Raw genomic sequence first — 24918 nt, 5'->3', positions numbered from 1 at the left:
AAAACGCCTCAGCGGCCCGGCCCCTCTGGAGACCATCTGGTCAGAACCTTCGGACGGCTCCGCCGATCCCGGCGAACGGCGGCGGGGCCGTCCCCTCGTCCACCCGCATCGAGAAGGTCTCGCGATCAAGCACTTCCAGGCCGATGACTTCCCACTGAGGAAGCCCGGTGCTACCCCGGTGCTCGTTCCAGAGCCGTAGCGCCAGCGACGCCGCATCGAGAATGTCCGTCGCCTGTTCCCAGTAGCGAACTTCCGCACGGTCGGCCCGATAGCGCACGGTCAGCAGGAACGGCCGCTCCTCGACCAGGCGTTCCAGCCCGGCACGCACCCCGTCCAGGTCGTGCGCCTGGCCGGCGACCGTGACGGTGATGTGCCACATGCGTGGCTCGTCCTCGTGGCTCACCACCGCCGCCTTCCTCTAGTCCCGCGCGCCGTCGTGACGCCGCTGGGTGACCAGCGCGAGATCGTCGCGGTGCACGACCTCACGCTCGTACGCCGGGCCGAGCTCACGCGCCAGCTCACGCGTCGATCGGCCAAGCAGACCAGGCAGCTCCTGAGCATCGAAGTTGACCAGGCCGCGAGCGACAGTACGTCCTTCAGGATCAACGAGATCCACCGGATCCCCTACTGCGAAGTCTCCATCTACCTCAAGGATCCCCGCCGGGAGAAGGGACGCCCGGCGTTCACAGACCGCGCGAACGGCACCCGCGTCCAGCCGTAGCCGGCCTCGCGGCGTCGTCGCGTGGGCCAGCCACAGCAGCCGGGTGGGTCGACGCCGCCCCGTCGGGTGAAAGTGCGTGCCGACCACCTGCCCAGCAAGTGCGGCCGCCGCGTCAGACGCCTGCGCGAGAACGACCGGCACGCCGGCGGCGGTGGCGATCCGGGCCGCCTCCACCTTCGTGACCATGCCGCCCGTGCCGATGCCGGACCTGCCCGCCTTGCCGATCACGACGTCGCGCAGGTCCTCCTCCCCGCGGACCTCCGAGATCAGCTGGGTGCCGGGCCGGCGCGGGTCACCGTCGTACAACCCGTCGATATCAGAGAGCAGGACCAGCAGATCCGCATGGACCAGGTGGGCAACCAGCGCGGCGAGCCGGTCGTTGTCGCCGAACCTGATCTCCTCGGTCGCCACCGAGTCGTTCTCGTTGACGATGGGTACGACGCCGAGTTCGAGCAGGCGGGCGAACGTGCGGTAGGCGTTGCGGTAGTGCGACCGCCGGGTCACGTCGTCGACCGTCAACAGGACCTGGGCGACCCGGAACCCGTGCCGGCCGAACGCCTCCGTATACCTCGCGACCAGCAGGCCCTGGCCCACGCTGGCCGCCGCCTGCTGGGTGGCGAGGTCCCGCGGCCGACTCCGCAGACCAAGCGGGGCGATCCCCGTCGCGATCGCGCCGGACGAGACCAGAACGATCTCGATGCCGGTGGCCCGACGGTCGGCGAGCACCTCGACCAGGGCATCGATCCGGTGCGGGTCGATGGCACCGCGAGACGTCGTGAGCGAGGACGATCCGACCTTGACGACGACCCGCTGAGCGCGTGTCACATCTCCGCGCGACTCCGGCTTCCGGCCGCTCACCGACCCTCCAGGCGGCGGTCGGTGCCGCGGGGGCCGCGCAGCATCTCAGCCCTCGACTCCACCGTCGGGTCGAAGTCGAACACCACGGCGTTCTCCTCCTCCCCAATGACGACCGCATCACCGGGCTCCGCGCCGAGCTTGAGCAGCCGGGCCTCGACGCCGAGCCGGTTGAGCCGGTCCGCGAGATACCCGACGGCCTCGTCATTGCCGAAGTCGGTCTGGCGTACCCAGCGTTCCGGCCGGCCTCCCCGCACCCGCCACAGGTCCCGCTCGCGCGTGACGGTGAAGTCCTCCTCGTCAACAGCGCGCGGCCGCAACACGATCCGGGTCGGCTCCGGTGGCGGCGTGGCCGCCCGACGCTGCCGCACCAACCGGGCCATGGCGTACGTCAGGGACGCGAGCCCTTCGTGGGTCGCCGCCGACACCTCATAGACATCGAACCCGCGCGCTTCCAGCTCGTGGCGTACGAGATCGGCGAGCTCGCGCGCCTCAGCAACGTCCACCTTGTTGAGCGCGACGAGCCGCGGGCGGTCGTCGAACCCGCCATGCGCGGTGAGCTCGGCCTCGATGACGTCGAGGTCGGAGAGCGGATCACGGCCGGTCTCGAGGGTGGCGCAGTCGATGACGTGGCACAGGGCGCTGCACCGCTCGAGGTGCCGCAGGAACTCATGCCCCAGGCCGCGTCCCTCGCTCGCTCCCTCGATCAGGCCCGGCACGTCGGCCAGCGCGAACGTCGTGTCCCCCGCCGTCACGACGCCGAGGTTGGGGACGAGCGTGGTGAAGGGATAGTCAGCGATCTTGGGACGGGCTCGGGAGACGGCGGCGATGAGGCTGGATTTGCCGGCGCTCGGGAATCCGACCAGGCCGACGTCCGCGACGAGTTTGAGTTCGAGGACGACCGTCCGCTGGTCTCCGGGCTCCCCGCGGAGCGCGAATCCGGGAGCACGGCGGCGCGCGGACGCTAGCGCCGCGTTGCCAAGACCACCGTGGCCACCGGCGGCGATGACGTACGACGTCCCAACCCCGACCAGGTCGGCGAGCACCTCATCGTCCGACGTCTTCACGACGGTGCCGTCGGGAACGCGGAGGATCAGATCGGCACCGTCGGCGCCCGAGCGGTTGCTGCCCTGCCCCTGCTTGCCGTTGCCGCCGCGGCGGTGTGGTGCGTGGTAGTAGTCGACCAGCGTGGTGAGTCCGGGATCGACCTCGAGGATCACGCTCCCGCCACGGCCGCCGTTGCCGCCATCGGGTCCGCCGAGCGGTTTGAACTTCTCCCGCCGGATGGAGGTACAACCGTGCCCCCCGTCGCCGCCCGCGACATGGAGCGTGACACGGTCAACGAACGTGGGAACCGCCACGGCACACCTCCTTCTGTCTGGTTTTCGAAAGAAAGAGGGGCGGGCCCTCCGGCCCGCCCCTCCTCACTCTGCTCAGGGATGCGGCGTCACTCGCTCGGGACGATGTTGATGACCCGACGGCCGCGCCGGCTACCGAACTCGACGGCGCCAGCCGAGAGCGCGAACAGCGTGTCGTCCTTGCCACGTCCGACGTTGACGCCGGGGTGGAAGTGCGTGCCTCGCTGCCGGACGATGATCTCGCCCGCGTTGACAAGCTGGCCGCCGAAACGCTTGACGCCGAGCCGCTGGGAGTTGGAGTCGCGCCCGTTCCGGGAGGACGAAGCGCCCTTCTTGTGTGCCATCTGTCAGCCCTCGGTTGTGGATCTTGGGAGTCCAGGGGGGCCCTGGAACTAGCCCTGCCTGTTGATGCCGGTCACCTTCACCTGGGTCAGCTTCTGGCGGTGACCCTGGCGGCGGCGGTAGCCGGTTTTGTTCTTGAACTTCAGGATGTTGATCTTGGGGCCCTTGGCGTCACCGAGGACTTCCGCGGTCACCGAGACCTTGGCGAGCGCCGCGGCGTCGGAGGTGACGCTCCCGCCGTCAACGACAAGCACGGCGGGGAGCTCCACCGTCGCACCGGTCTCCTCGGCCAGCCGGTTGACCTCGAGCACGTCGCCCACAGCCACCTTGTGCTGAAGGCCGCCACTACGCACGATCGCGTACACCGCTGGTCTCACTCTCTTCGGAACGTTCAGGAGCGCGTCAGCTTCGGGGCGGACGCACGACAGACGGCGCGGACCCCGCGCCGACCGTAAAGACTACCCAACCACCGGCGGAGCGGCCAAACCAGGCCTACCGCCAGCGCACTACTTCGATCTACTGCTGGCTTCACTGCTCGACGGAGACCGCGCGCCTACGGCCGCGGCGCCGTGAGCTTCGCTCGCCGGAGCCCGCGCCCGGCTTCTCCGCCGTCGGCTCCGGCTCCACCGGCTCGACAGCGGGTTCGGGCGCGTCCACCACGCTCGCGGACGCGTCCCCCTCGCGCGGGCTGATCTGCTCGGCACCCTCCGGAGGAGTCGTGCCGTCCTCTGACGTGCCGCCCTGCTCGACCGCGGTCGACGCGGATGCCACGAGATCGGGCGATTCGCCGCCCTCCGGCGCCTCGGGCACCGCGGGCGATTCGGACTCCGACTCCGCTGCCTCGGGGTGGCCCGCCGAGCCTCCGCCGCCACCACGACGACGCCGCCGCGACCGGCGGTGGCCGTCTTCCTCGGCCGGGGCCGGGGTCGGGGCGCTCGCCGCGGCGGGCTCCACGCGTACCTTCACACCCCGCCCGTTGCAGGCCTCGCAGGGTTCGCTGAAGGACTCCAGCAGTCCCGTGCCGATCCGCTTCCGGGTCATCTGGACGAGCCCGAGCGACGTCACCTCGGCCACCTGGTGCTTGGTGCGGTCTCGACCGAGGCACTCGACGAGGCGGCGCAGGACGAGGTCGCGGTTGGACTCCAGCACCATGTCGATGAAGTCGACGACGATGATCCCGCCGATGTCGCGCAGGCGCAGCTGGCGGACGATCTCCTCGGCCGCCTCGAGGTTGTTCTTGGTGACCGTCTCCTCGAGGTTGCCGCCGGCACCGGTGAACTTCCCGGTGTTGACGTCGATGACGGTCATCGCCTCGGTGCGGTCGATGATGAGCGACCCGCCGGAGGGCAACCAGACCTTGCGGTCGAGCGCCTTCATGATCTGCTCGTCGATCCGGAACGTCGTGAACGCGTCCTGAGGGGAGTTCCACCGCTCGAGCCGGTCCGCGAGATGCGGAGCCACGTGGTCGACGTACCCCTCCACCATGTCCCAGGCCTCGTCGCCAGCCACCACGAGCCGACTGAAGTCCTCGGTGAAGAGGTCACGCACGACCTTGATCAGCAGGTCGGGCTCGGAGTAGAGGAGGTTCGGGGCCTGGCCGTTCGTGGCCTTCTTCTCGATCGCCTCCCACTGTGCCTGCAGCCGGGAGACGTCGCGGGACAGCTCTTCCTCGCTCGCTCCCTCGGCGGCGGTGCGGACCACGACGCCAGCCTCGTCGGGAACGATCTCCTTGAGGAGCTGCTTGAGCCGGTTGCGCTCCACGTCGGGGAGCTTGCGGCTGATGCCGTTCATCGAGCCGTGCGGGACATAGACGAGGTAACGGCCAGGAATGCTGATCTGGCTCGTGAGCCGGGCGCCCTTGTGGCCCACGGGGTCCTTCGTCACCTGGACGAGGACGGGCTGGCCGGACTTCAGGGCCGCCTCGATGCGCTTGGGATGCCCCTCGCGGCCCAGGCCGTTCCAGTCGACCTCGCCGGCGTACAGGACGGCGTTACGGCCGCGCCCGATGTCGATGAACGCCGCCTCCATGCTGGGCAGGACGTTCTGGACCCGGCCGAGATAGACGTTCCCGATCATCGACGACTGGGACTCGCGGGTGACGTAGTGCTCGACGAGAACGTCGTCCTCGAGAACGGCGATCTGGGTACGGTCGCCGTGCTGCCGGATCACCATGGTGCGGTCGACCGCCTCGCGGCGGGCAAGGAACTCCGCCTCAGTGAGGATCGGCGGGCGGCGGCGGCCAGCCTCGCGCCCTTCGCGGCGGCGCTGCTTCTTGGCCTCCAGCCGGGTCGACCCCTCCAGGATGGTGACCTCGTCGTCGGCTTTGCGCGGCTCGCGCACCTTGACGACCGTGACCTCCGGGTCGTCGGGCGACGGCTCGACGGACTCACCGCGCCGCCTACGACGCCGCCGGCGACGGCGCGATCCGGTCGAAGCCTCGTCCTCGTCCTCGTCCTCACCCGCGCCGGTGTCCGCGTCCGCCTCACCGGCCTCGACGTCGCCGTCGTCGGCCCGCTCAGTGCCGGCCGCCTCCTCGTCCGCCTCGTGGGCGTCTTCGTCCCGCTCGTCGGCGGCTTCCTCGTCACCGCCGGATTTGTTCCTGCGCCGACCACCCCGGCGGCGCCGCCGGCGGCGGCCACCCTCGTCGCCGTCGCCGTCGCCGTCGTCGTCGGTGCCGACCTCGGCCTCCGGCTCGCCCTGGGGCTCCTCGGCCTCCGTCACCGTGACCGGCGACTCGTCGGCCTCCGGCGTACCGCCAGAACGGCCACGCCGGCGCCGGCTGGCGGAGGGTTCGCCCCGGTCCTCTTCTTTCTCCGGCTGGGCGGCCTCGATCGCGGGTGACTGGAACAGGACTGTCGGCGGCTGGAAGGCCACGACCGGAACCGCCGGTGCACGGCGCGACTCGACGGGGGGCACGTCGCTCCCGGGCGCGCCACTCGCGTCGGTGTGGGGGGTTTCGTCCTGGAGTGGTTCGGATGCCGCGTCGAGACCAGCAGCATCGGTGTCACCAGGAGCATCGGTGTCAGGAGGTACGGATGGCCTGGATTCGGGCTGACCGGAATCGTCGGGCTCGACACCCTTGCGCCGGCTCGCAGCGGTGGCCTTGCGGGTGCGGCTACGCCTGCGCGGGGCCTCGACCGGGTTGGTGCCGTTCGACCCGCTTTCAGCCCCCTCGGTGCCGTTGGAGGCGGCCGGGCTCGCGCTGGCGGATTCCGCCGAGGTCTCGGCGGGCTCCTTAATGGACTTGGTCCTGCTCGTCCGCTTCCGGGTAGTCTTGCGGCCCGCGGCGGGTGGTGCGGCCTGCTCGGAGCCGGCCGGCTCCGCTGACAACTCAGTGTTCTGTTCGGGTTTGACGCTCGTGTCCGCGTCTTGCTCGTGTTCGAGCATGCAGTCTGTCTCCTTCAGCCCTCGGGCTCGCAAGCCGCGCGAGGGCCCCTGTCGGTCGCCTGCGCTGCAGCCCAGCAGCGCCGACGTAAGTCGTATTCGTCAGGTCCGACCGCGAGATCCCATCTCGCTCGCACCTGCGACGGCGCCATCGCCAGCAGCGCCACGACCCCAGGCGGTCGACCCAACCGCGGTAACGGCTCCCGTCATCCTGTGACGGCAGCGTCGCGGTCGGGCGCCAGCGGGTCGCCCACGGTGCCGCACTCCGCGTCCCATGGCCCCTGCTCCCGCCGGGTCGCACGAAGCGGCCGGGGTAGCTCGAGCCCAGACACTAGGCGGAGCCCAGCGAGGACGTCGTCGGGTCGTACAGCGGGCGTTCCATGCCGGACGACCACCTGCAGTATCGCACAGGGTTCGCTGAATCCCTCCGAAGCGTTGGTTCGCCCCGCCGTGACCACATCTGGATCATGAACCTCGAGCCGGACCACGGAGCCTCTGATGTCGAACACCCGGCGACCATTCTTGGTGAGGCGCTCGACCTCGACCGACCCTGTCGACAACAACGTCGAAGCCGCGGCCGCGAATTCCGCCTGGGCCGTCGCCGGCACCACGATCTCCCAGGTGGACGCCTCGAGCTGGTCGGCCAGCGAGCTGCCGCTGGCCTCCACCACCTCAAGGATGTCGAGCCCGTCGGGCAATGCCGCGTCCAGCTCGACGCGTACGGCTTCGGGTTCGCGGCGCGCGGACAGCCCGAGCTCGGCGTACTCCGCCTCGCTCGCCGCACCCGTGGGTGCCGCACCGGCGTAGGAGATCTTCGGATGCGGGCTGAACCCGGCGGAGTAGGCGATGGGCAGCCCAGCCCGCCTGATCGCGCGTTCGAGCGCGCGCTGGAAGTCGCGGTGGCTGGTGAACCGCAGCCGCCCCCGCTTGGAGTACCGCAGACGGAGCCGCTGGACGGTCGGCGGCGTATGGCGGTCTGGTGGCGTCGGCGTACGGCTCATGGTGGCGTCGACCCTAGCGCGCACACACCGGCGGCCCGAGCGTCGCCGTCAGCTGTGGGAGACGGCGGCGATCGGTAGGAGCTTCTGCCCGGTCGGACCGATCTGGATTTCGGTGCCCATCTGTGGGCAGACACCGCAGTCGTAGCAGGGCGTCCACCGGCAGTCCTCGACCTCGACCTCGTCGAGGGCGTCCTGCCAGTCCTCCCAGAGCCACTCCCGGTCGAGGCCGGCGTCGAGGTGGTCCCAGGGCAGGACCTCGGCCGCGTCGCGATCGCGGATGGTGTACCAGTCGAGATCGACCGGCTCCTCGGCGAGCGCCTCCCCCGCCGCCTTCACCCAGCGGTCGTAGGAGAAGTGCTCGCTCCAGCCGTCGAACCGACCTCCGGCGGCCCAGACTGCGCGGATCACCCGGCCGACCCGGCGGTCGCCGCGCGAGAGCAGGCCCTCGATCACCGACGGCTGCCCGTCGTGGTAGCGGAGCCCGATCGCCCTGCCGTACTCCCGGTCGGCGCGGATCGCCTTGCGGAGCTTGGCCAGCCGCTCGTCGACGGTCTCCCACGCGGCCTGGCCGGCCCACTGGAACGGCGTGTGCGGCTTGGGAACGAAACCGCCGATCGACACCGTACACCGGATGTCGCGTCGACCCGACACCTCCCGCCCGGTCGCGATCACCTTGCGCGCGAGGTCGGCGATCGCGAGGACGTCCTCGTCGGTCTCGGTCGGAAGCCCGCACATGAAGTAGAGCTTGACCTGTCGCCAACCGTTGGCGTACGCCGTCGCGACGGTACGGATCAGGTCCTCCTCGGTGACCATCTTGTTGATCACCTTGCGCATGCGTTCGCTGCCACCCTCGGGCGCGAAGGTCAGGCCGGAACGCCGGCCGTTGCGGGACAGCTCGTTCGCGAGCGTGATGTTGAACGCGTCAACCCGGGTGGACGGCAGTGACAAGGAGACGTTGCTGCCGTCGTACCGGTCCGCCAGCCCCTTGGCCACCTCACCGATCTCGGAATGGTCGGCGCTGGACAACGACAGCAACCCGACCTCCTCGAAACCGGACGCGTCGATGCCGCTGCGCACCATGTCGCCGATGGTGGTGATGCTGCGCTCGCGGACCGGGCGGGTGATCATCCCGGCCTGGCAGAACCGGCAGCCGCGCGTGCAGCCACGGAAGATCTCCACCGAGAACCGCTCGTGCACGGTTTCGGCCAGCGGCACCAACGGCTTCTTGGGGTACGGCCACTGGTCGAGGTCCATCAGGGTGTGCTTGACGACCCGCCACGGAACGCCGCTGCGATTGGGTGCGACCCGCTTGATCCGCCCGTCGGGGAGGTACTCGACGTCGTAGAACCTCGGGACGTAGACACCGCCGGACGCCGCGAGCCGCATCAGCAGCTCGTCCCGGCCGCCGGGGCAGCCCTCGTCCTTCCACTCCCGGATCACCTCGCTGATCGCGAGCACGATCTCCTCGCCGTCGCCCAGCACCGCCGCGTCGAGGAAGTCGGCGATCGGCTCGGGGTTGAACGCCGAATGGCCGCCGGCCAGCACGATCGGATGCTCGTCGGTGCGGTCCCGCGCCTCCAGCGGGATACCCGCGAGGTCGAGGGCGGTGAGCAGGTTGGTGTAGCCGAGCTCAGTCGCGAACGACACCCCCAGGACGTCGAACGCCCCGACCGGACGGTGCCCGTCGACGGTGAACTGCGGGATCTCGTGCTCCCGGAGCACCTTCTCCATGTCGGGCCACACCGCGTAGGTGCGCTCGGCCAGGATCCAGTCGCGCTCGTTCAGGACTTCGTACAGGATCTGCACGCCCTGGTTGGGCAGGCCGACCTCGTAGGCGTCGGGATACATCAGTGCCCAGCGGACCCGCGTCGCGTCCCAGTCCTTGACAGTCGAGTTGAGCTCGCCGCCGACGTACTGGATCGGCTTCTGCACGAGCGGCAGCAGCGGCTCCAACCGGGGGAACAGCGACTCCACGGCCATATCGTCGTACACCTTCGGTCGGGTTCGTGTGAAGAAAGGCACCAGGGTAACCACCTCTATCGCGTCTGCCGGACGGCAGAGTATGTCGGTGCCCTGCCCGCCCCACTCCGCCGAAGGGCCGATGTGCGGAGTGCGGGTTCGGCGCGAGGCTCGTGGCATGACCACAGGTGGCCCGCCAGCCGACCCGAACGCCCCCGCCCTTCCCAGGTCCGCGACAGGGATCAGACCGCCGTGGTTCGCGACATACGCGCCTGCCGCCGCACTCGCGTGGGGCCTGGGTTACGGCACCTTGCGGGCGTACTGGACGGTGACCGACAGCCGTCCGAACTTCCCGCCGTTCGGGGCGGATCTTCTGTCGTTCTCCGGGTGGGGCATCGTCGGGCTCTGCGCCGCCACCGTCGCGGTCACCGGACTGCTCGCCTGGCTGGTCGGTCCGCGCGTGACGCCACCCGCGGCGGGTGCCCACCGGCTGCTGGCGTGGGGCCTCGTCGCCGTCGCCTGGTGCGTGGCCGCCGGCATCGTCGCGGCGGCCTGCCTCGTCCTTCTGGACGCCATCGGCCTGCTCCTCCTCGGCGCGGGCATGCCCCTCTACCCCGGCCCGATCCTCAGCCGGGCCGGCTGCCTGGTGGGTGGCCTCGCGATGGGGGCGACGGCCTTGGCGTACCAACGCCGACTCCGCGACGGGTGCGCCTCCTGCGGCCGTCGGCACGACTCCCGGCCGCTCGCCGCCGGCCAGCAGGGTGTGAGCACGTGGTGCGCCGGGCGAGCGGCCCCACCCTGGTGGGCCTGGACCGGCGCCTACCTCGCGGTCGCCGGCTGCGTCGTCAGGTTCGCCGCCCAGGCCGCGCTGGGCTTCGGGGGACTGCTCGACGACTCCAATGGCACCGTGACCGTCGTGTCGGGGCTGGCCTTCCTGGTCGGCGTCGCGCTCGCCGGGACCGTACTCCCGCTGGCGTTGGTCCACCGGTGGGGGCTGATCTGGCCGCGCTGGACCCTCGTCCTCTCCGGTCGGAGGGTGCCGCGCTGGCTGGTGCTCGGCCCGGCGCTTGTCGTCTCGGTGGGCATGACGGCGTACTTCGGCACGGGACTCGTCCAGGTGCTGAGCGATCCCGGCCAGGCCGCTGGCAGCGGGGAGTACTCCCTGGCCTTCCTGTGGACCGCCATGACCGCCTACGTGCTCTGGGGAGTCGGGCTGGGGATCGCGGCGCTGTCCTACCTCGACCAGACCCGCCCTGCCTGCCGGTGGTGTGGAGCCGAGGCATCCGGCTGAGCTGGCCCCGCCGTCGCCGCACGGGAGCGCTTACAACCAGCCGCGGAACCTGAACACCACGTAGAGGATCACGCCGGTCAGGAGCATCAACGCGAGCGCGTACGGATAGCCCATCGCCCAGTGCAGCTCCGGCATGTGATCGAAGTTCATGCCGTAGACCGTGCCGACGAGGGTCGGAGTGAAGAGGATCGCCGCCCAGGAGGAGATCCGCTTCACCTCCTCGCTCTGCTTGAACGTCGCCTCCGTGAGCCGGGTCATCTCTTCGTTCTGGCGCTGCGCCACCAGCGTCGCGTTGACGGTGAGGACGCTCGCCAGCAGCTGGCGGAACGCCTCGACGCGTTCGACCACCCGCAGGGCGTGGTCGCGGACGTCACCGAGTTGGCGTCGTAGCTCGACATCGACGCCGTACTTGTCGAAGCCGACGTTCAGGTCGTCGAGGACGTCGAGCAGGGGCTGGGTGGCCCGCTGGAACTCGATCACCTCGCGGGAGAGTTCGTAGATGCGCCGGGAGACACCGGACTCACCGCTGAAAACCTGCGCCTCGATCTCCTCGATGTCAACGCTGAGACCCCGCAGGACCGGCACGTAGTCGTCGACCACGCGGTCGAGGATGGCGTACAACACCGCCTCAGGCCCGCACTTCAGCAGCTCCGGATGCGCCTCGAGCCGCTTACGAACCGGGCTGAGCTCCGGTGTCGGGCTGTGCCGGATGGTCACCACGAAGTCGGGGCCGAGGAAGACGTGGAGCTCGCCGACGTCGACAACCTCGTTCGAGTCGACGTACCGCGCCGGGCGCAGCACCACGAACAACGTGTCGCCGTACCTCTCCAGCTTCGGGCGCTGGTGAGCGTGGACCGCGTCCTCAACCGCGAGCTCGTGGAGGCCGAACTCCCGCGCGACGGACGCGAGCTCCTCCTCGCTCGGTTGGTACAGGCCGATCCAGCCCAACCCACCGCGCTCACGGAGGAGTTCGTACGTGAGTTCGAGCGACTCCGGCTCGATCCGGCGACCGTCGACATAGATCGCACTGTCCACCACGGCCATCGCGGACTCCCTTCCGCCACACGTCCGACCTCCCGCGAGAAGTACGTCGGCCCACGAGAGCTGCCAGCATGATTCCGGATCGGCAGGTCAGGAGCACGTCAAGGTACTCACCGAGGCGTAAGAGAGTCGTCAAGAGGCGTGACAGGGGTCGCTCGGAGGCGTTGCACTGGGGAGATCAACCGCGCCTAGCGAAGGACGTGTGAGGGGGACCTCGCATTGCACAAGCCGTTTGATCTCGCGCGGACCACACGCCGAGCCGTGCGCTCCCAGCCGTGGCCGATGATCGTCGGCCATTCCCTGGTCGCCGGCCTGATGGCCGTGGGGTTCAGCCGCGCCACGGACATGCCGCTGGCCGTCCCGTTCGGGGTTCTCGTCGTCGTGGCCGTGATCATGGTGACCGCCCTACCGCGGGTAATGGGCGTGGTCGCGGCCGCGCTGAACGGCGTACTCCTCGAGGTGTTCTACGCCGGGACGGCGTCGATGACGGCGGCCAGTGTCAACGGTGCCGTCGCGCGGGTCGCCGCCCTCGGCATCATCGCCGCGGTCGCCGGGTCGCTGTGGGCCCGGCGGAGCCGCCAGCCCACCGGTCAGGGAGTTCGATGAGCGAGACGTGCTGCGGCGTCTGGCCGAGCCGGCCTGGCGCTCCTGCTCCTGGGCGGATTCGCGCTGATGATTTGGGGCTCGGAGTGGATCTACGCCCACCGACGCGAACGCCGACCACGCCGCCCGCCACCGACCCGTTAGCGGCTTCTTCAAAAACCCGTCGCGCCTGGCAGCTTGCTGAAGGGCGGCCGGGGTGGGACCTGGCGACGATGTGGTGACGATGCGGCGGCCCGGGTGCCTGTGCTCGCCGAACCTTGCGTAGATGCCCACTTTTGCGCGGGAACTGGGCATCGACTCAAGGTTTCGCGCCGCGGCATCCTCGGCTCTGGGCACGATGTGGGACAAGGCGGGCGTTGTCTCACATTGTGTACACCTTCGTGGCGCGAGGCGGGGCATCTCCCCACCACGCAAGGCAAATTTGCCTAGTGAGGTGGTGACTTGCCGCGTAAGGTCCACCAAAGGTGTACACAATGTGGGACAAAAGGCCCGCCTTCTCACTATCCGATACAACCGGGTGTACGCCATTCGAGACAGCCGCCACCTCACGCGGCATCTCCCCAGGAAACACGCTGAATTCGCCTTTCCTGGTGACGGCTCGGCACAGGAGAACCCGAACTGGCCTCACATCCGCACTGCGGGTTGTCACAGGTTTCTCGGTCTCTTAGCCGAGAAACCTGTGACAACTCGGCAAGCTCAAGAGCCACCAAACTCGTTCAGCTCGAGATCGTTGAGCGTGTGAGCCATCCTGCCTCGACGGCACAGGCCCGCCCACTATCAGAGGCGGACGCAGGGTCCGGGTGCGGGCCAACCGTGACGGCTTGCGGCCTACGGGCCGTCTGATCCGTGGCGGGTGAGAAGAGTCGGAACTTGTGCTGAATCTGTGCCACCGAAAGCCGCGCATCTCGACCGCGTCAAGGGCCCGTTAAGACCACGGCGAGGCCCGTTAGAGGGCTGCTAACGGGGGTACATATCGCGCCCATTCTCCCCTTCACTGGGAACGACCGCAGGGCCGGACGGTGACGTCTGCCCCAGAAATCAATTGATGACTTCGGGGACGAGAAGGGAAGAGCGGGCATGCCGCATGGTACGTGCCAAGCCTGGGCATCAAGATCCACAGACGGCGACCCGTCCGTCGTATCCGACCCATCACCCTCACCCGCGGCATCCGCCCGTCTCGCTAAGGAGTGACCCATTGTGGCCGACGTCATCTTCGTCCTCCTGACGATCGTCGCCTTCGGCGTCGTCGTCGCCGTCATGCGGGGGGTGGCCCGGCTGTGAGCGTCGAGAACATCGTCGGGCTGGTGCTCGCCGTGCTGCTGATCATTTACCTGATCGTCGCCCTCATCCATCCGGAAAGGTTCTAGATGAGTCCGGGTCTTACGGCCGTCCTGCTGGTCGCGGTCCTGGTCACCCTGCTCGCCGTCGTACACCGTCCCTTCGGCGACTACATGGCATGGGTCTACACCAGCGAGAAGGATCTCAAGGTCGAACGCTGGCTTTACCGCGCGGTTCGCGTGAATCCGCGGTCCCAGCAAGGCTGGACCATCTACGCCGCCAGCCTGGTGGCGTTCTCCATTGTTTCGGTGTTGTTCCTCTATCTCCTGCAACGCCTCCAGTCATTCCTGCCGTGGTCAGTCGGGATGAAGCCAGTCCCGCCGGACGGCGCGTTCAACACGGCGGTGTCGTTCGTCACCAACACCAACTGGCAGTGGTATTCCGGCGAGTCGACGATGAGTTATCTCACCCAGATGGCGGGGCTCACCGTCCAGAACTTCCTGTCCGCGGCGGTCGGCATGGCGGTCGCCATCGCGCTGGTCCGCGGCTTCGCGCGGCGCAAGACCCGGGAACTCGGCAACTTCTGGGTTGATCTCACCCGCACGACTCTTCGCATCCTGCTGCCGCTTTCGTTCGTCGCCGCGATCATCCTGCTCGCGAACGGCGTGATCCAGAATCTCGCGGATCCGACAACGGTGCACACCCTCGCCGGCGCCACCCAACACCTGCCGGGCGGGAACGTCGCCTCGCAGGAGGCGATCAAGGATCTCGGCACGAATGGCGGCGGGCCGTTCAACGCCAACTCCGCGCACCCGTTCGAGAACCCGACCGGTTTTACCAACCTCTTCGAGATCTTCCTGCTCCTTGTCATTCCGTTCTCGCTGCCGGCGACCTTCGGCCGGATGGTCGGAAACCTCAAGCAGGGTTACGCGATTCTCGCCGCCATGGGCGTGATCTGGATCGGTGCCGTGGTGGCGATGTACGCCGTGGAGTTCGCCCACCCGGGTGCCGCACTCCAGGCGGCGGGTGGCGCACTGGAAGGAAAGGAAACCAGGCTCGGTGTCTCGTCGTCGCCGTTGTTCGCGGTATCGACCACGCTCACCTCGACCGGGGCGGTCAACTCGATGCATTCGTCGTACACCGCACTCGGCGGTGGGATCACGATCTTCGACATGGTGCTCGGTGAAGTGGCGCCCGGCGGCACCGGCTCGGGGTTGTACGGCATGCTCATCCTTGCTGTGGTGGCGGTCTTCGTGGCCGGCCTGATGGTCGGTCGTACGCCGGAATATCTCGGCAAGAAGATCGGCGCCCGGGAGATGAAGCTGGTCTCCCTCTATATCCTGACGACACCGGCGCTCGTGCTCATGGGGGCCGGCCTCGCCCTTGCGCTTTCGGCTGGTCGCTCGTCGATCCTGAATCCCGGACCGCACGGCCTCTCCGAGGTGTTGTACGCCTTCACCTCCGCGTCCAACAACAATGGTTCGGCGTTCGCGGGGCTCAGTGCGAACACGCCGTTCTACAACACCGCACTAGGGCTCGCGATGCTCTTCGGACGTTTCGTACCGATGGTGCTCGTCCTCGCGCTGGCTGGTTCGCTGGCCAGCCAGAAACCGGTGCCGGAGACGGCCGGCACGCTGCGCACCCAATCACCGTTGTTCGTCGGCATGCTCGCCGGTGTCGCGATCATCGTCGCCGGACTGACGTTCTTTCCCGCACTCGCGCTCGGACCCATCGCGGAAGGACTCCTGTGACCCGCACGCCCACCCGGACCGGAGCGACCCGGCCTCACCTGGCGCCTGAGTCGCTCGCCCTACCGGTTGCGCCCCATCGCATCTCGGGAGGTCTGTTCGACCCGCGGCAACTGGTCCGCTCGCTGCCGGACGCCTTCCGCAAGCTTGATCCACGCAGCATGGTGAAGTCGCCCGTGATGTTCGTGGTCGAGGTAGGTGCTGTCCTCACCACCATCCTGACAATCGCCACGTCGACGTTGTTCGGTTGGCTGATCGTCGTGTGGCTCTGGCTCACGGTGCTGTTCGCCAATCTGGCAGAGGCAGTCGCCGAGGGGCGCGGTAAGGCTCAGGCCGACACTCTGCGCCGCGCCAAGACGGAGGCGGAGGCCCGGCTGCTGCGGCCGGACGGCAAGGAGGAACGCGTCCCCGCGACCTCACTGCATGTCGACGACGTGGTGATCTGCGAGGCCGGCGACCTCATTCCGGGTGACGGCGAGGTGATCGACGGGATCGCCAGCGTGGACGAGTCCGCGATCACCGGCGAGTCGGCGCCGGTCATCCGCGAGTCCGGTGGTGACCGCAGCGCCGTGACCGGTGGCACGAAGGTGCTCTCCGACCGGATCGTCGTACGCATCACCAGCGAACCCGGCGAGACCTTCCTCGACCGGATGATCGCCCTCGTCGAGGGTGCCGGCCGGCAGAAGACTCCCAACGAGATCGCCCTCACGATCCTGCTGGCCAGCCTCACGATCATCTTCCTGCTCGCGGTCGTGACGCTGCAGCCGATGGCGGGGTACTCCGGCCAGCAGCAAAGCGTCGTGGTCCTGGTCGCGTTGCTGGTCTGCCTGATCCCGACGACGATCGGCGCTCTGCTCAGCGCGATCGGGATCGCGGGGATGGACCGCCTGGTCCAGCGCAACGTACTCGCGATGTCCGGCCGGGCGGTCGAGGCCGCCGGTGACGTGTCGACCCTCCTGCTGGACAAGACCGGCACGATCACCCTGGGCGCCCGCCAGGCGGTCGATTTCCTCCCCGTTGGTGGCAGCCGTCGAGAGGACGTTGCGGCCGCCGCGCAGCTGGCGAGCCTGGCCGACGAGACACCCGAGGGACGTTCCATCGTCGTTCTCGCCAAGGAGAAGTACGACCTGCGCGGCCGGGAACTCACCGGCGCGTCGGTCATTCCGTTCACTGCCGAGACCCGGATGAGCGGCGTAGACCAACCCGACGGCCGCGAGATCCGCAAGGGAGCCGCGAGCGCCGTCGCGCGCTGGGTCCAACGGCACAACGGCACGATCCCGCGCGACACCGCCGAGGTCGTCGACGAGATCTCGAGCACGGGAGGTACGCCGCTGGTGGTGGCCGAACGCCGTGACGGTAAGGCCCAGGTGCTCGGGGTCATCCACCTCAAGGACATCGTCAAGGAGGGCTTGCGCGATCGCTTCGACGACCTGCGCGCCATGGGTATCCGTACGATCATGATCACCGGCGACAATCCGCTTACCGCCAAGGCGATCGCGGACGAGGCGGGCGTGGACGACTTCCTTGCTGAGGCCAAACCCGAAGACAAGATGGCCCTCATCCGCCGGGAACAAGAAGGCGGCAAGCTCATCGCGATGACCGGCGACGGCACCAACGACGCACCTGCGCTGGCCGCCGCCGACGTCGGCGTCGCGATGAACACCGGAACGCCGGCCGCGAAGGAAGCCGGCAACATGGTCGACCTCGACTCCAACCCGACCAAGCTCATCGAGATCGTCGAAATCGGCAAGCAGTTGCTGATCACCCGGGGTGCGCTCACGACGTTCTCCATCGCGAACGACGTGGCGAAATACTTCGCGATCATTCCGGCGATGTTCGCGGCGGTCTATCCCGGGCTCGGGGCCCTCAACATCATGCGGCTCGCGACACCGGAATCCGCGATCCTCTCGGCGGTCATTTTCAACGCCCTGGTCATCATCGCGCTGATTCCGCTTGCGCTGCGCGGTGTGCGCTATCGCCCGACTTCCGCCTCGGCCATGCTGCGGCGCAACCTGTGGATCTACGGCCTCGGCGGAATCATCGCGCCGTTCATCGGCATCAAACTCATCGACCTGCTCATCTCGCATATTCCCGGAATTGGATGACAGCCGTGACCGCACTACTGCGACAACTCGGCACGGGCCTGCGTTTCCTGCTCGTCATGACCGTGCTCCTCGGCCTGATCTATCCCCTCGCCGTCTGGGCGATCGGCCAGATCGGCTTCCGTGATCAGGCCAACGGCTCGCTGATCCACAGCAACGGCCAGGTGGTCGGCTCCCAGCTGATCGGGCAGGAGTTCAGCGGCACCCGGTGGTTCCACTCACGGCCGTCAGCGACCGCCACCACCCCGTACGACGGGCTCGCCAGCGGTGGGAGCAACCTTGGTCCCACCAACCCCGAGCTGGTCAAGCTCGTGAAGGAACGCAAGGCTGAGGTCGCCCGGCAGAACGGCGTGCCCGAGTCCGCCGTACCCCCGGACGCGGTCACGGCGAGCGCCAGCGGGCTCGACCCGCACATCTCCCCGGCGTACGCGGACATCCAGGTCAATCGGGTCGCCAGGGCCAACGGGCTCTCCCCCGCGCAGGTGCGGGCACTCGTGGCCCAGCACACCGACCACCCCTCGCTGGGCTTCCTCGGCGAGCCGGGCGTCAACGTGGTCGAGCTCAATCTCGCGCTGGCGCGACTGAGCGGGACCAGATGAACCGGCACCAGCTGAGCGGGACGGAGTGAGCTGGTCCGGCCGCCGCCCGGGGCGGAACGTGAACCCCCGCCGCCCCGGGCGGACAATGGGAGGCATGGCGCGTGGAAAGCTGCACGTCTACCTCGGCGCCGCGCCTGGTGTCGGCAAGACGTACGACATGCTCGGCGAAGGGCACCGGCGGGCTGACCGGGGCACCGACGTGGTCATCGGGCTGGTCGAATGCCATGGACGGGTGCTCACCGAGCAGATGGCCGAGGGTCTGGAGCATGTCCCGCGACGCCGGATCCACTACCGCGGCAAGACGTTCACCGAGATGGACGTGGACGCGATCCTGCGCCGCCGGCCCGAGGTCGTGCTCGTCGACGAGATCGCCCATACCAACGTGCCGGGTTCGCGTAACGAGAAGCGCTGGCAGGATGTGGAGGAACTCCTCGACGCCGGCATCCGGGTCATCACCACCGTCAACATCCAGCACCTCGAGTCACTGAACGATGTCGTGGAGTCGATCACCGGCGTCAGGCAACGCGAGACCGTCCCGGACGAGGTCGTCCGCCGGGCCAACCAGATCGAGCTGGTCGACATGTCTCCGGAGGCGCTGCGGCGGCGGCTCGCACACGGCAACGTCTACGCGCCGGAGAAGATCGACGCGGCGCTTGGCAACTACTTCCGTACGGGCAACCTGACCGCCCTGCGCGAACTCGCCCTGCTCTGGGTGGCCGACCGGGTGGACGAAGGCCTGCGGAAGTACCGCGCCGACCACGACATCGAGGCCCAGTGGCCGGCCCGCGAGCGGGTGGTCGTGGCTATCACCGGCGGCCCCGAGGGCGACACGGTGATCCGGCGCGCGGCGCGGATCGCGGCCCGCGGTGCCGGTGGCGAGCTCCTCGCCGTCCACGTCATCCGGTCCGACGGGCTCGCCGGCGCCTCACCGACGACTCTGGCCCGGCAGCGCGCCGTGCTCGAGAGCGTGGGCGGGACCTTCCACCAGGTCGTGGGCGACGACGTACCCGACGCGCTGCTGGAGTTCGCCCGGGCGGTGAACGCCACCCAACTCGTCCTCGGCAGCAGCAGCCGCAACCGCTGGCAGCACCTGATCCGGCCGGGCGTGGGCACCATCCTGCCGCGCCTCGCGGGTGAGATCGACGTCCACATCGTTCCGCACGAGCATGCTCCGGCCCGGCTGCCGACGCTGCGGCGGACGATCGGCAGCCGCCGGCTGCTGGTGAGCTGGCTGCTGGCCCTGCTCGGCGCGCCAGCCCTGGCCGCCCTGCTCGCGACCTTCCCGGACTCCACCAGCCAGTCGACGCAGATGCTGCTGTTTCTCACACTCTCGGTGGCCAACGCCCTGGTCGGCGGCCTCCTACCGGCGCTGGTGTCGGCGTTGTTCGGGTCGCTGCTGCTCAACTACTACTTCACGCCGCCGCTGCACACGCTGACGATCGCGAATCCAGAAAGCGCGCTCGCCCTGCTGATCTTCGTCCTGGTGGCCGCGGCAGTGGCGTCCGTCGTCGACCTCGCCGCCCGGCGTACCAGCCAGGCCGCGCACGCCCGCGCGGAGGCGGCGACGCTGTCGACCCTCGCGGGCAGTGTGCTGCGCGGCGAGCACGGTCTGGAGGCCCTGCTCGAACGCGTCCGCGAGACCTTCGGGATGACCTCGGTCGCGCTCCTCGAACGCCAGGGCGAGAGCGAGGAATGGAAGGCCATCGGAAGTGTCGGCGCCGATCCACCCAGCAGGCCGGCTGAGGCCGATGTCGACGCCGCGGTGGGTGACACCTACATGCTCGTCCTGCGTGGCCGGGTCCTCCCCGCCGCCGACCGGCGGGTGCTCGAGGCGTTCGCCGGTCACACCGCCGTCGTTCTCGAACGCCAGAAGCTGGCCGAGCAGGCCGCCAGCGCACGCAAGCTGGCCGAGGCCAACCGCATCCGTACCGCCCTGCTCGCCGCGGTCTCCCACGACCTGCGCACGCCCCTCGCCGGCGTGAAGGCGGCGGTGAGCAGCCTGCGCCAGACCGACGTCGAGCTGTCCGAGGATGACCGCGCCGAACTCCTCGCCGGCATTGAAGAGTCCGCTGACCGTCTCGACCGGCTCGTCACCAATCTGCTGGACATGAGCCGGATCCAGGCCGAGGCCGTCACGCCGCTGCTGCGCGACGTGAGTGTCGAGGAGGTTGTGCCCGCCGCGCTGATCGGCGTACCCGCGGATACTGTCAAGGTGACCTTGCCCGAAGGACTCCCCACGGTCCGCGTCGACCCTGGGCTGGTCGAGCGCGCCGTCGCCAACGTCGTGGAGAACGCCGTACGCCACAACCCGCCCGGCCCGCCGGTCATGCTCACCGCCAGCGCCCTCCGCGACCGGTTGGAGATCCGGGTCATCGACCGCGGACCCGGCGTACCCGACAGCGACAAGGATCGCATCTTCGAACCCTTCCAGCGGCTCGGCGACGTTCCCGGCGGCACCGGGGTCGGGCTCGGCCTCGCGGTCGCGCGCGGCTTCGCCGAGGCGGTGGGTGGTTCGCTGTCCGCGGAGGACACGCCGGGAGGCGGGCTCACCATGGTGTTGTCCCTGCCGGCGACAGGTCCTGGTGCTGATCAACTCGCGGAGGTTCCAGCCGAGGTGACAATGTGAGCGGCCACGCGGTGCGGGTCCTCGTCGTCGAGGACGAACCCCAACTCGCCCGGGCCCTCGCGATCAACCTACGAGCCCGGCAGTACGCCGTGGATGTCGCCGCCGACGGTCGCAGCGCGCTGGACCTCGCGGCCCGCGCCCGTCCGGAGGTCGTCGTACTCGACCTGGGACTGCCCGACATCGACGGGATGGACGTCATCCGCGGGCTGCGCGGCTGGAGCCAGGTCCCGATCATCGTGCTGTCCGCTCGGCACTCCTCAGGTGAGAAGGTCAGCGCCCTCGACGCGGGCGCCGACGACTACGTGACCAAGCCGTTCGGGATGGACGAACTCCTCGCCCGGCTCCGGGCGGCCGTGCGCCGAGGCCAGCCCGGCGGGGACGGCGAGCCCGTCGTCACGACGGAGGCGTTCACCGTCGACCTCGCCGCCAAGCGGGTGACCCGCGACGGGACGGACGTACGCCTCACCCCCACCGAGTGGCACCTCCTGGAGACGTTGGTACGCGCACCCAACCGGCTCGTCGGGCAACGCCAACTGCTGCAGGAGGTGTGGGGACCCGGCTACACCACCGAGACCAACTACCTTCGCGTCTACATGGCGCAGCTGCGCCGCAAACTCGAACCCGATCCGGCGAACCCGCGCCACCTCATCACCGAACCCGGCATGGGTTATCGCTTCGAGCCGTAGGGGCGTGGAGCTGCGTGGAGGAGGCCGGGCTACGGCGGCTCGGCTGCCGGCGGGTGCGTGCGCGACTTGTCCGGAGGTGCTCCGCGCGGGTATCGATCTTTCGGACAAGTCTGCGATCTCTGCGGCGAGGACCCGCACGTCTCAGAATCCGGATGGCAGGGTGTATGCCATTCGAGACAGGTCGCCGCCTCACGTGGCAACTTTCCACGAAGCGCGCTGAATTCACCTTGCCTGGTGGGGAATTAGCGCGTGGGGTTCGGGCTGTCTCAAATGGCGTACACCTCGGCTATCCGGATGCCGAGAAATCCCGGCCTTGTCTCATATCGCGGGCAGAACCAGGCAGTGCCGCGTCGAACCTTCAGTAGATGCCCACTTTTCCCGCGAAACTGGTCATCTACTCAAGGTTCGACGAGACTCCGAGGCGGATCTCCCCCGAACTCACGTCAGTAAATGCGGCTGATCGTCGCGGCGAACTCCGCCTCATTCACAACCGAATCCAGCCGCCACACCTGGTCGCGCACCTGGAACGTCTCGCCGACGTTGACTTGGACCTCCTGCTCTTCCTTGTCCACCACCACAAGGAGTTCCGCCCCTCTGCTCTTGATGCCCTGCTCCGCAGGCAGCAGCCGAAGGACTGCCAAACTGGCGAGCCTGGAGTGATCGATCGTGCCACGACTAAGCTTGAGCTTCGTCCCCAACGGGGGCTGGGTCATAATGTGCTTCCTCCGGTGTACTTCTAGTCCTTAAGGGTCGCAACCATCCCGCGCGTATACGCGAGAAAATCGCTCGTGCTCCTGCGGTGTGGATGATAATCGCCCCACGGGTTACGTAGCTCAACCTGTCCATTGTTGACCTCCGTAACCTCATACGCGTGGGCACCGAAGAGCCTGTTCGGCAACTTGTTGTGTCGATCGGCACTCGGAATTGTTCCGACGAATCACTGGTTTACCGTGATCGAGGAGATCACGAAGAGTTGCCTCGGTCTTGGCTTCTGCGCCAGGCGTCGCGTCCAGTGTGATCACACCTGCACGTCGGCCGGTGAGCTGACCGAGCGCTTCAGAGATAGCCCATTCGTTGCCGCCCTTGCCGAGTCGGTCATAGCCGCGCTCGGCAACGGCCATCCGGCGGTACTCCGCCTTCGCGGGTTCGACGACCAGCCACGGGATGCCGGCCGCGGTCGCCTGCTCGAGAAGACTTCGGACGGTCTGTGACTTGCCGGCACCGGTCGCGCCACAGACGAACGTGTGGCGGTTCAGGCTTGGCAACGCGAGCGTCATCGGCAACGCCGGCCGGCGTTGCCGATCGAGCACCGTGCCGAGCCAGATGCGTTCGTTCACCGCACCGTTGCCGGCCGACGCCGGGTCCTCGATCGGCTCGGGAGTGACATCGAACGCCGAACGGGACGGTCAGCCGGATCCCGGGAATCTCCACCGCCGGCGGCCTGGTCAAGGCGGCCAACAGTTGCGATCCCACCAGGTCTGCGTCGTCGCCCGCGCCGACCGCGGGGAGACCACCGTCCGCGGGGAAGCCCCCGACCGAGAGGCCGGGAACCAGCGTGTACGCCTGATCGCCTAGGTCGAAGGACGCCACCACGAGCCCAGCCAGCGACCGGGCGGCCCGCTCGTCGGTGCCACCGGCGAGCACCCCCACCCGCCACAGCCCGTGACTCTCCGCGCCGCGGAGCTCGCGGTGCCAGGCCCGAGCCCGGTCGTACGCCACCGCATGGTCCGGCGAGGAGTCGGCCCGAGCCTTCGCCTGGCGGGCCAGGTCCGCGGCCTCCTCGACCAGGGGCACGAATTCCGGCGCACGAATTCCGGCGCGGGCACCGGCGTCGCCAACACCGCGACGACGAACGGCCCCTCCCACACACTGAGCAGGCCGGACTCGAGCGTCGCGGTGGAGGTGTGAGCGGGCGCCCGAGGGTGGGAACGGCTCCGTTGCCCGTCAGCCTCGACGCTGCGGAGCCCGTCGTGGCGGACCGAGATCGACGACCAGCAACTGAAGTCGCGCAGCCGACCCAGGAGCTCACCGGCTGGGAGGCACGACGTACGCGGGCCCGGCGGCAGCGGTGCCGAACCGGCAGCGATCACCTCGACCGGCGCGCCGACCGCGGGACGCCGCCAGACAAATGCCAAACCGGTCCGCCCCTGGGCGTGGTAGGCCGCGGTGATGGAGGCGAGCCGCTGCGGATCACCGTCCCCTGCCGGCGCGGAAGTGGCTCGCTGGTCATCAACCCGCCGCGGCGCCTCGACCAACTGGGCCGCCTCCGCGCCGCCAAGCCACTCCCACACCCGCGCGTATCCCCTCAGCCGGTCGGTCACCCACCGCAACCATGGCGGCGGCGTTTCCTGCTGCCGCAGCCTGATCGACAACGCCACGTCGCCACGTGAGCCCGCCTGCCGTCACGGGCCGCGAGCCCGGGTGGCACGATAGTCGCCATGGCCGCGTTCTTGTTGCTACCAACCGGCTCGGGTCTCACGCTTGCCGACGTCGAAGCCTGGGTCTCCCGGGCCCGCACCCTTGGCGCCCCTGACGACGCCCCGGTCCACATCGGCGAGCCACCGCTGGCGGACGAAAACACCGACACTGTCGCGCTCAGTGTTCCGGTGATCGTGACCCGCACCGTCCTTCCTGGTGCGTGACCCAGGTCCCCTATGAACGGGCCGCCAGGTAGTCCACCACCGTTCCGTGCCCGAAGAATTCCGCCCATCCCAGCGGCGTCCGCTGGTACGTCGGGTCAACGTGTGGCCTCTGCGCGGGTGGCTCGGTAGAGATCGCGTACGACACCGATCTCGGCGCCGTGATGGATGAGTTCGTCGAGGATGTGGAGGACGAACCCCGCTCCGCTTTCGGTGGCGTACACCCCCGCGATCTCGCCCATCGGCTCGGCCAGGTGGTCCGCTGTCGCCACCGTCAGTCGCCGGTGCCAGGCGGCGTACGCCTGGTCGAGGGCGTCCAGCGCCTGCGTCGCCGTGCCGGGCACCACCGGCTCACCGTCGGCGGGGTCCGGTCGAACACCGAGCCAGGTCGCGGTGCGTTCGGCCTGCAGCACCCAGATGAGGTGAGTGGTCCGCCAGGCGATCGTCGTGAACGGCGGCGGCTCGGGCTGGGGCAGCCCCCCGTCTGCGCGGTAGGAACCATCCTCCGCCGGCCGGACCGTCCAGCAGTCGGGCACAGGCTCCCAGAGGAACTCCTCGTCGGCGAGCCCTTCCATCCGACTCCGCAGCCGCTGCCAGGCGAAGTCTGACAGGGCGATCAGATCGCGCTTGATGTCCATGCGGGCACGCTAGACCTCATCACGGACAGATTCTGTCCGCGATTCTT

General features: G+C 68.9%; 22 protein-coding genes. 9 read left to right on the top strand and 13 right to left on the bottom strand.

What is annotated here, in order from left to right; all coding sequences use genetic code 11:
- Positions 1-40: 40 nt before the first annotated feature.
- The 8 genes from B141_RS0122200 to B141_RS0122165 all read right to left on the bottom strand — a co-directional run bounded on the left by B141_RS0122200 (position 41) and on the right by B141_RS0122165 (position 9641).
- Entirely contained in the window at positions 41-406 is a 366-nt protein-coding gene (locus tag B141_RS0122200; protein WP_020577390.1) for a hypothetical protein, read from the bottom strand.
- A gap of 12 nt (positions 407-418) precedes the next feature.
- The gene (gene proB, locus B141_RS0122195; RefSeq protein WP_020577389.1) at positions 419-1579 is read right to left on the bottom strand and encodes a glutamate 5-kinase; all 1161 of its coding nucleotides are present in this window, start codon (positions 1577-1579) and stop codon (positions 419-421) included.
- The gene (gene obgE / locus B141_RS0122190) at positions 1576-2937 is read right to left on the bottom strand and encodes a GTPase ObgE (RefSeq protein WP_020577388.1); all 1362 of its coding nucleotides are present in this window, start codon (positions 2935-2937) and stop codon (positions 1576-1578) included. The genes proB and obgE overlap by 4 nt, the downstream gene beginning before the upstream one ends.
- A gap of 86 nt (positions 2938-3023) precedes the next feature.
- Positions 3024-3278 (bottom strand): 50S ribosomal protein L27, encoded by a 255-nt coding sequence (gene rpmA / locus B141_RS0122185; RefSeq protein ID WP_020577387.1) that lies wholly within the window; start codon positions 3276-3278, stop codon positions 3024-3026.
- Between the two features lie 48 nt (positions 3279-3326).
- The gene (gene rplU, locus B141_RS0122180; RefSeq protein WP_020577386.1) at positions 3327-3641 is read right to left on the bottom strand and encodes a 50S ribosomal protein L21; all 315 of its coding nucleotides are present in this window, start codon (positions 3639-3641) and stop codon (positions 3327-3329) included.
- Positions 3642-3804: 163 nt separating this feature from the next.
- Positions 3805-6663, bottom strand: a complete 2859-nt coding sequence (locus B141_RS0122175) for an Rne/Rng family ribonuclease (RefSeq protein WP_020577385.1) — start codon at positions 6661-6663, stop codon at positions 3805-3807.
- 203 nt (positions 6664-6866) lie between these two features.
- On the bottom strand, positions 6867-7661 hold the full coding sequence (locus tag B141_RS0122170; protein WP_020577384.1) for a TIGR03936 family radical SAM-associated protein: 795 nt from the start codon (positions 7659-7661) through the stop codon (positions 6867-6869).
- Between the two features lie 48 nt (positions 7662-7709).
- Positions 7710-9641 carry a TIGR03960 family B12-binding radical SAM protein gene (locus B141_RS0122165; protein ID WP_020577383.1) on the bottom strand — a complete coding sequence of 644 codons (1932 nt, stop codon included), beginning with the start codon at positions 9639-9641 and terminating at the stop codon, positions 7710-7712.
- A gap of 157 nt (positions 9642-9798) precedes the next feature.
- Here B141_RS0122165 and B141_RS0122160 point away from each other — a divergent pair, with 157 nt between their 5' ends.
- Entirely contained in the window at positions 9799-10911 is a 1113-nt protein-coding gene (locus B141_RS0122160) for a hypothetical protein (RefSeq protein WP_020577382.1), read from the top strand.
- A gap of 30 nt (positions 10912-10941) precedes the next feature.
- On the opposite strand, the gene corA is transcribed toward B141_RS0122160, so the two are convergent.
- Positions 10942-11955, bottom strand: a complete 1014-nt coding sequence (gene corA / locus B141_RS0122155; protein WP_020577381.1) for a magnesium/cobalt transporter CorA — start codon at positions 11953-11955, stop codon at positions 10942-10944.
- Positions 11956-12213: 258 nt separating this feature from the next.
- Here corA and B141_RS0122150 point away from each other — a divergent pair, with 258 nt between their 5' ends.
- The 7 genes from B141_RS0122150 (at position 12214) to B141_RS0122115 (ending at position 21594) form a co-directional block, all read left to right on the top strand.
- Entirely contained in the window at positions 12214-12558 is a 345-nt protein-coding gene (locus B141_RS0122150) for a hypothetical protein (RefSeq protein ID WP_237742771.1), read from the top strand.
- A gap of 1274 nt (positions 12559-13832) precedes the next feature.
- Positions 13833-13922 carry a K(+)-transporting ATPase subunit F gene (gene kdpF, locus B141_RS46840; RefSeq protein WP_020577379.1) on the top strand — a complete coding sequence of 30 codons (90 nt, stop codon included), beginning with the start codon at positions 13833-13835 and terminating at the stop codon, positions 13920-13922.
- Positions 13923-15584 carry a potassium-transporting ATPase subunit KdpA gene (kdpA, locus tag B141_RS0122135; RefSeq protein ID WP_020577378.1) on the top strand — a complete coding sequence of 554 codons (1662 nt, stop codon included), beginning with the start codon at positions 13923-13925 and terminating at the stop codon, positions 15582-15584.
- Positions 15585-15664: 80 nt separating this feature from the next.
- Complete coding sequence (gene kdpB, locus B141_RS0122130) at positions 15665-17686, top strand: potassium-transporting ATPase subunit KdpB (RefSeq protein ID WP_202805871.1); 2022 nt, start codon at positions 15665-15667, stop codon at positions 17684-17686.
- Positions 17683-18282 (top strand): potassium-transporting ATPase subunit KdpC, encoded by a 600-nt coding sequence (gene kdpC, locus B141_RS0122125; RefSeq protein WP_020577376.1) that lies wholly within the window; start codon positions 17683-17685, stop codon positions 18280-18282. Before kdpB ends, kdpC begins: the two co-directional genes overlap by 4 nt.
- Positions 18283-18376: 94 nt before the next feature.
- Entirely contained in the window at positions 18377-20908 is a 2532-nt protein-coding gene (locus B141_RS0122120) for a sensor histidine kinase (RefSeq protein ID WP_020577375.1), read from the top strand.
- A gap of 11 nt (positions 20909-20919) precedes the next feature.
- Positions 20920-21594, top strand: coding sequence for a response regulator (locus tag B141_RS0122115; RefSeq protein WP_040422026.1), 675 nt, complete (start codon positions 20920-20922; stop codon positions 21592-21594).
- A gap of 443 nt (positions 21595-22037) precedes the next feature.
- Here B141_RS0122115 and B141_RS0122110 read toward each other — a convergent pair whose 3' ends face one another.
- The 3 genes from B141_RS0122110 to B141_RS49510 form a co-directional block, all read right to left on the bottom strand.
- Positions 22038-22307 carry a DUF6406 domain-containing protein gene (locus tag B141_RS0122110; RefSeq protein WP_020577373.1) on the bottom strand — a complete coding sequence of 90 codons (270 nt, stop codon included), beginning with the start codon at positions 22305-22307 and terminating at the stop codon, positions 22038-22040.
- Between the two features lie 150 nt (positions 22308-22457).
- Entirely contained in the window at positions 22458-22904 is a 447-nt protein-coding gene (locus tag B141_RS0122105) for a helicase HerA-like domain-containing protein (RefSeq protein WP_020577372.1), read from the bottom strand.
- A gap of 261 nt (positions 22905-23165) precedes the next feature.
- Positions 23166-23972, bottom strand: a complete 807-nt coding sequence (locus B141_RS49510) for a hypothetical protein (RefSeq protein ID WP_020577370.1) — start codon at positions 23970-23972, stop codon at positions 23166-23168.
- Positions 23973-24032: 60 nt separating this feature from the next.
- Here B141_RS49510 and B141_RS0122090 point away from each other — a divergent pair, with 60 nt between their 5' ends.
- Positions 24033-24236 carry a hypothetical protein gene (locus tag B141_RS0122090; protein ID WP_020577369.1) on the top strand — a complete coding sequence of 68 codons (204 nt, stop codon included), beginning with the start codon at positions 24033-24035 and terminating at the stop codon, positions 24234-24236.
- A gap of 95 nt (positions 24237-24331) precedes the next feature.
- Here the strand turns inward: B141_RS0122090 and B141_RS0122085 are convergent, their stop codons facing one another.
- Positions 24332-24871: a DinB family protein gene (locus tag B141_RS0122085; RefSeq protein WP_020577368.1), complete on the bottom strand. Its 540-nt coding sequence runs from the start codon at positions 24869-24871 to the stop codon at positions 24332-24334.
- Between the last annotated feature and the right edge of the window lie 47 nt (positions 24872-24918).

Origin of the sequence: Actinopolymorpha alba DSM 45243 (assembly GCF_000373925.1) — a bacterium.
Lineage (GTDB): Bacteria > Actinomycetota > Actinomycetes > Propionibacteriales > Actinopolymorphaceae > Actinopolymorpha > Actinopolymorpha alba.
Note: the sequence above shows the minus strand (reverse complement) of the source record. Positions and strands in the feature narration are given on the sequence as shown.

Bases quoted from the DNA above. Each gene is read 5' to 3' on its own strand.
- rpmA (WP_020577387.1), bottom strand. From the start codon at position 3,278: ATGGCACACAAGAAGGGCGCTTCGTCCTCCCGGAACGGGCGCGACTCC.
- B141_RS0122175 (WP_020577385.1), bottom strand. From the start codon at position 6,663: ATGCTCGAACACGAGCAAGACGCGGACACGAGCGTCAAACCCGAACAG.
- B141_RS0122170 (WP_020577384.1), bottom strand. From the start codon at position 7,661: ATGAGCCGTACGCCGACGCCACCAGACCGCCATACGCCGCCGACCGTC.
- B141_RS0122165 (WP_020577383.1), bottom strand. From the start codon at position 9,641: ATGGCCGTGGAGTCGCTGTTCCCCCGGTTGGAGCCGCTGCTGCCGCTC.
- B141_RS0122160 (WP_020577382.1), top strand. From the start codon at position 9,799: ATGACCACAGGTGGCCCGCCAGCCGACCCGAACGCCCCCGCCCTTCCC.
- corA (WP_020577381.1), bottom strand. From the start codon at position 11,955: ATGGCCGTGGTGGACAGTGCGATCTATGTCGACGGTCGCCGGATCGAG.
- kdpA (WP_020577378.1), top strand. From the start codon at position 13,923: ATGAGTCCGGGTCTTACGGCCGTCCTGCTGGTCGCGGTCCTGGTCACC.
- kdpC (WP_020577376.1), top strand. From the start codon at position 17,683: ATGACAGCCGTGACCGCACTACTGCGACAACTCGGCACGGGCCTGCGT.
- B141_RS0122120 (WP_020577375.1), top strand. From the start codon at position 18,377: ATGGCGCGTGGAAAGCTGCACGTCTACCTCGGCGCCGCGCCTGGTGTC.
- B141_RS0122110 (WP_020577373.1), bottom strand. From the start codon at position 22,307: ATGACCCAGCCCCCGTTGGGGACGAAGCTCAAGCTTAGTCGTGGCACG.
- B141_RS0122090 (WP_020577369.1), top strand. From the start codon at position 24,033: ATGGCCGCGTTCTTGTTGCTACCAACCGGCTCGGGTCTCACGCTTGCC.
- B141_RS0122085 (WP_020577368.1), bottom strand. From the start codon at position 24,871: ATGGACATCAAGCGCGATCTGATCGCCCTGTCAGACTTCGCCTGGCAG.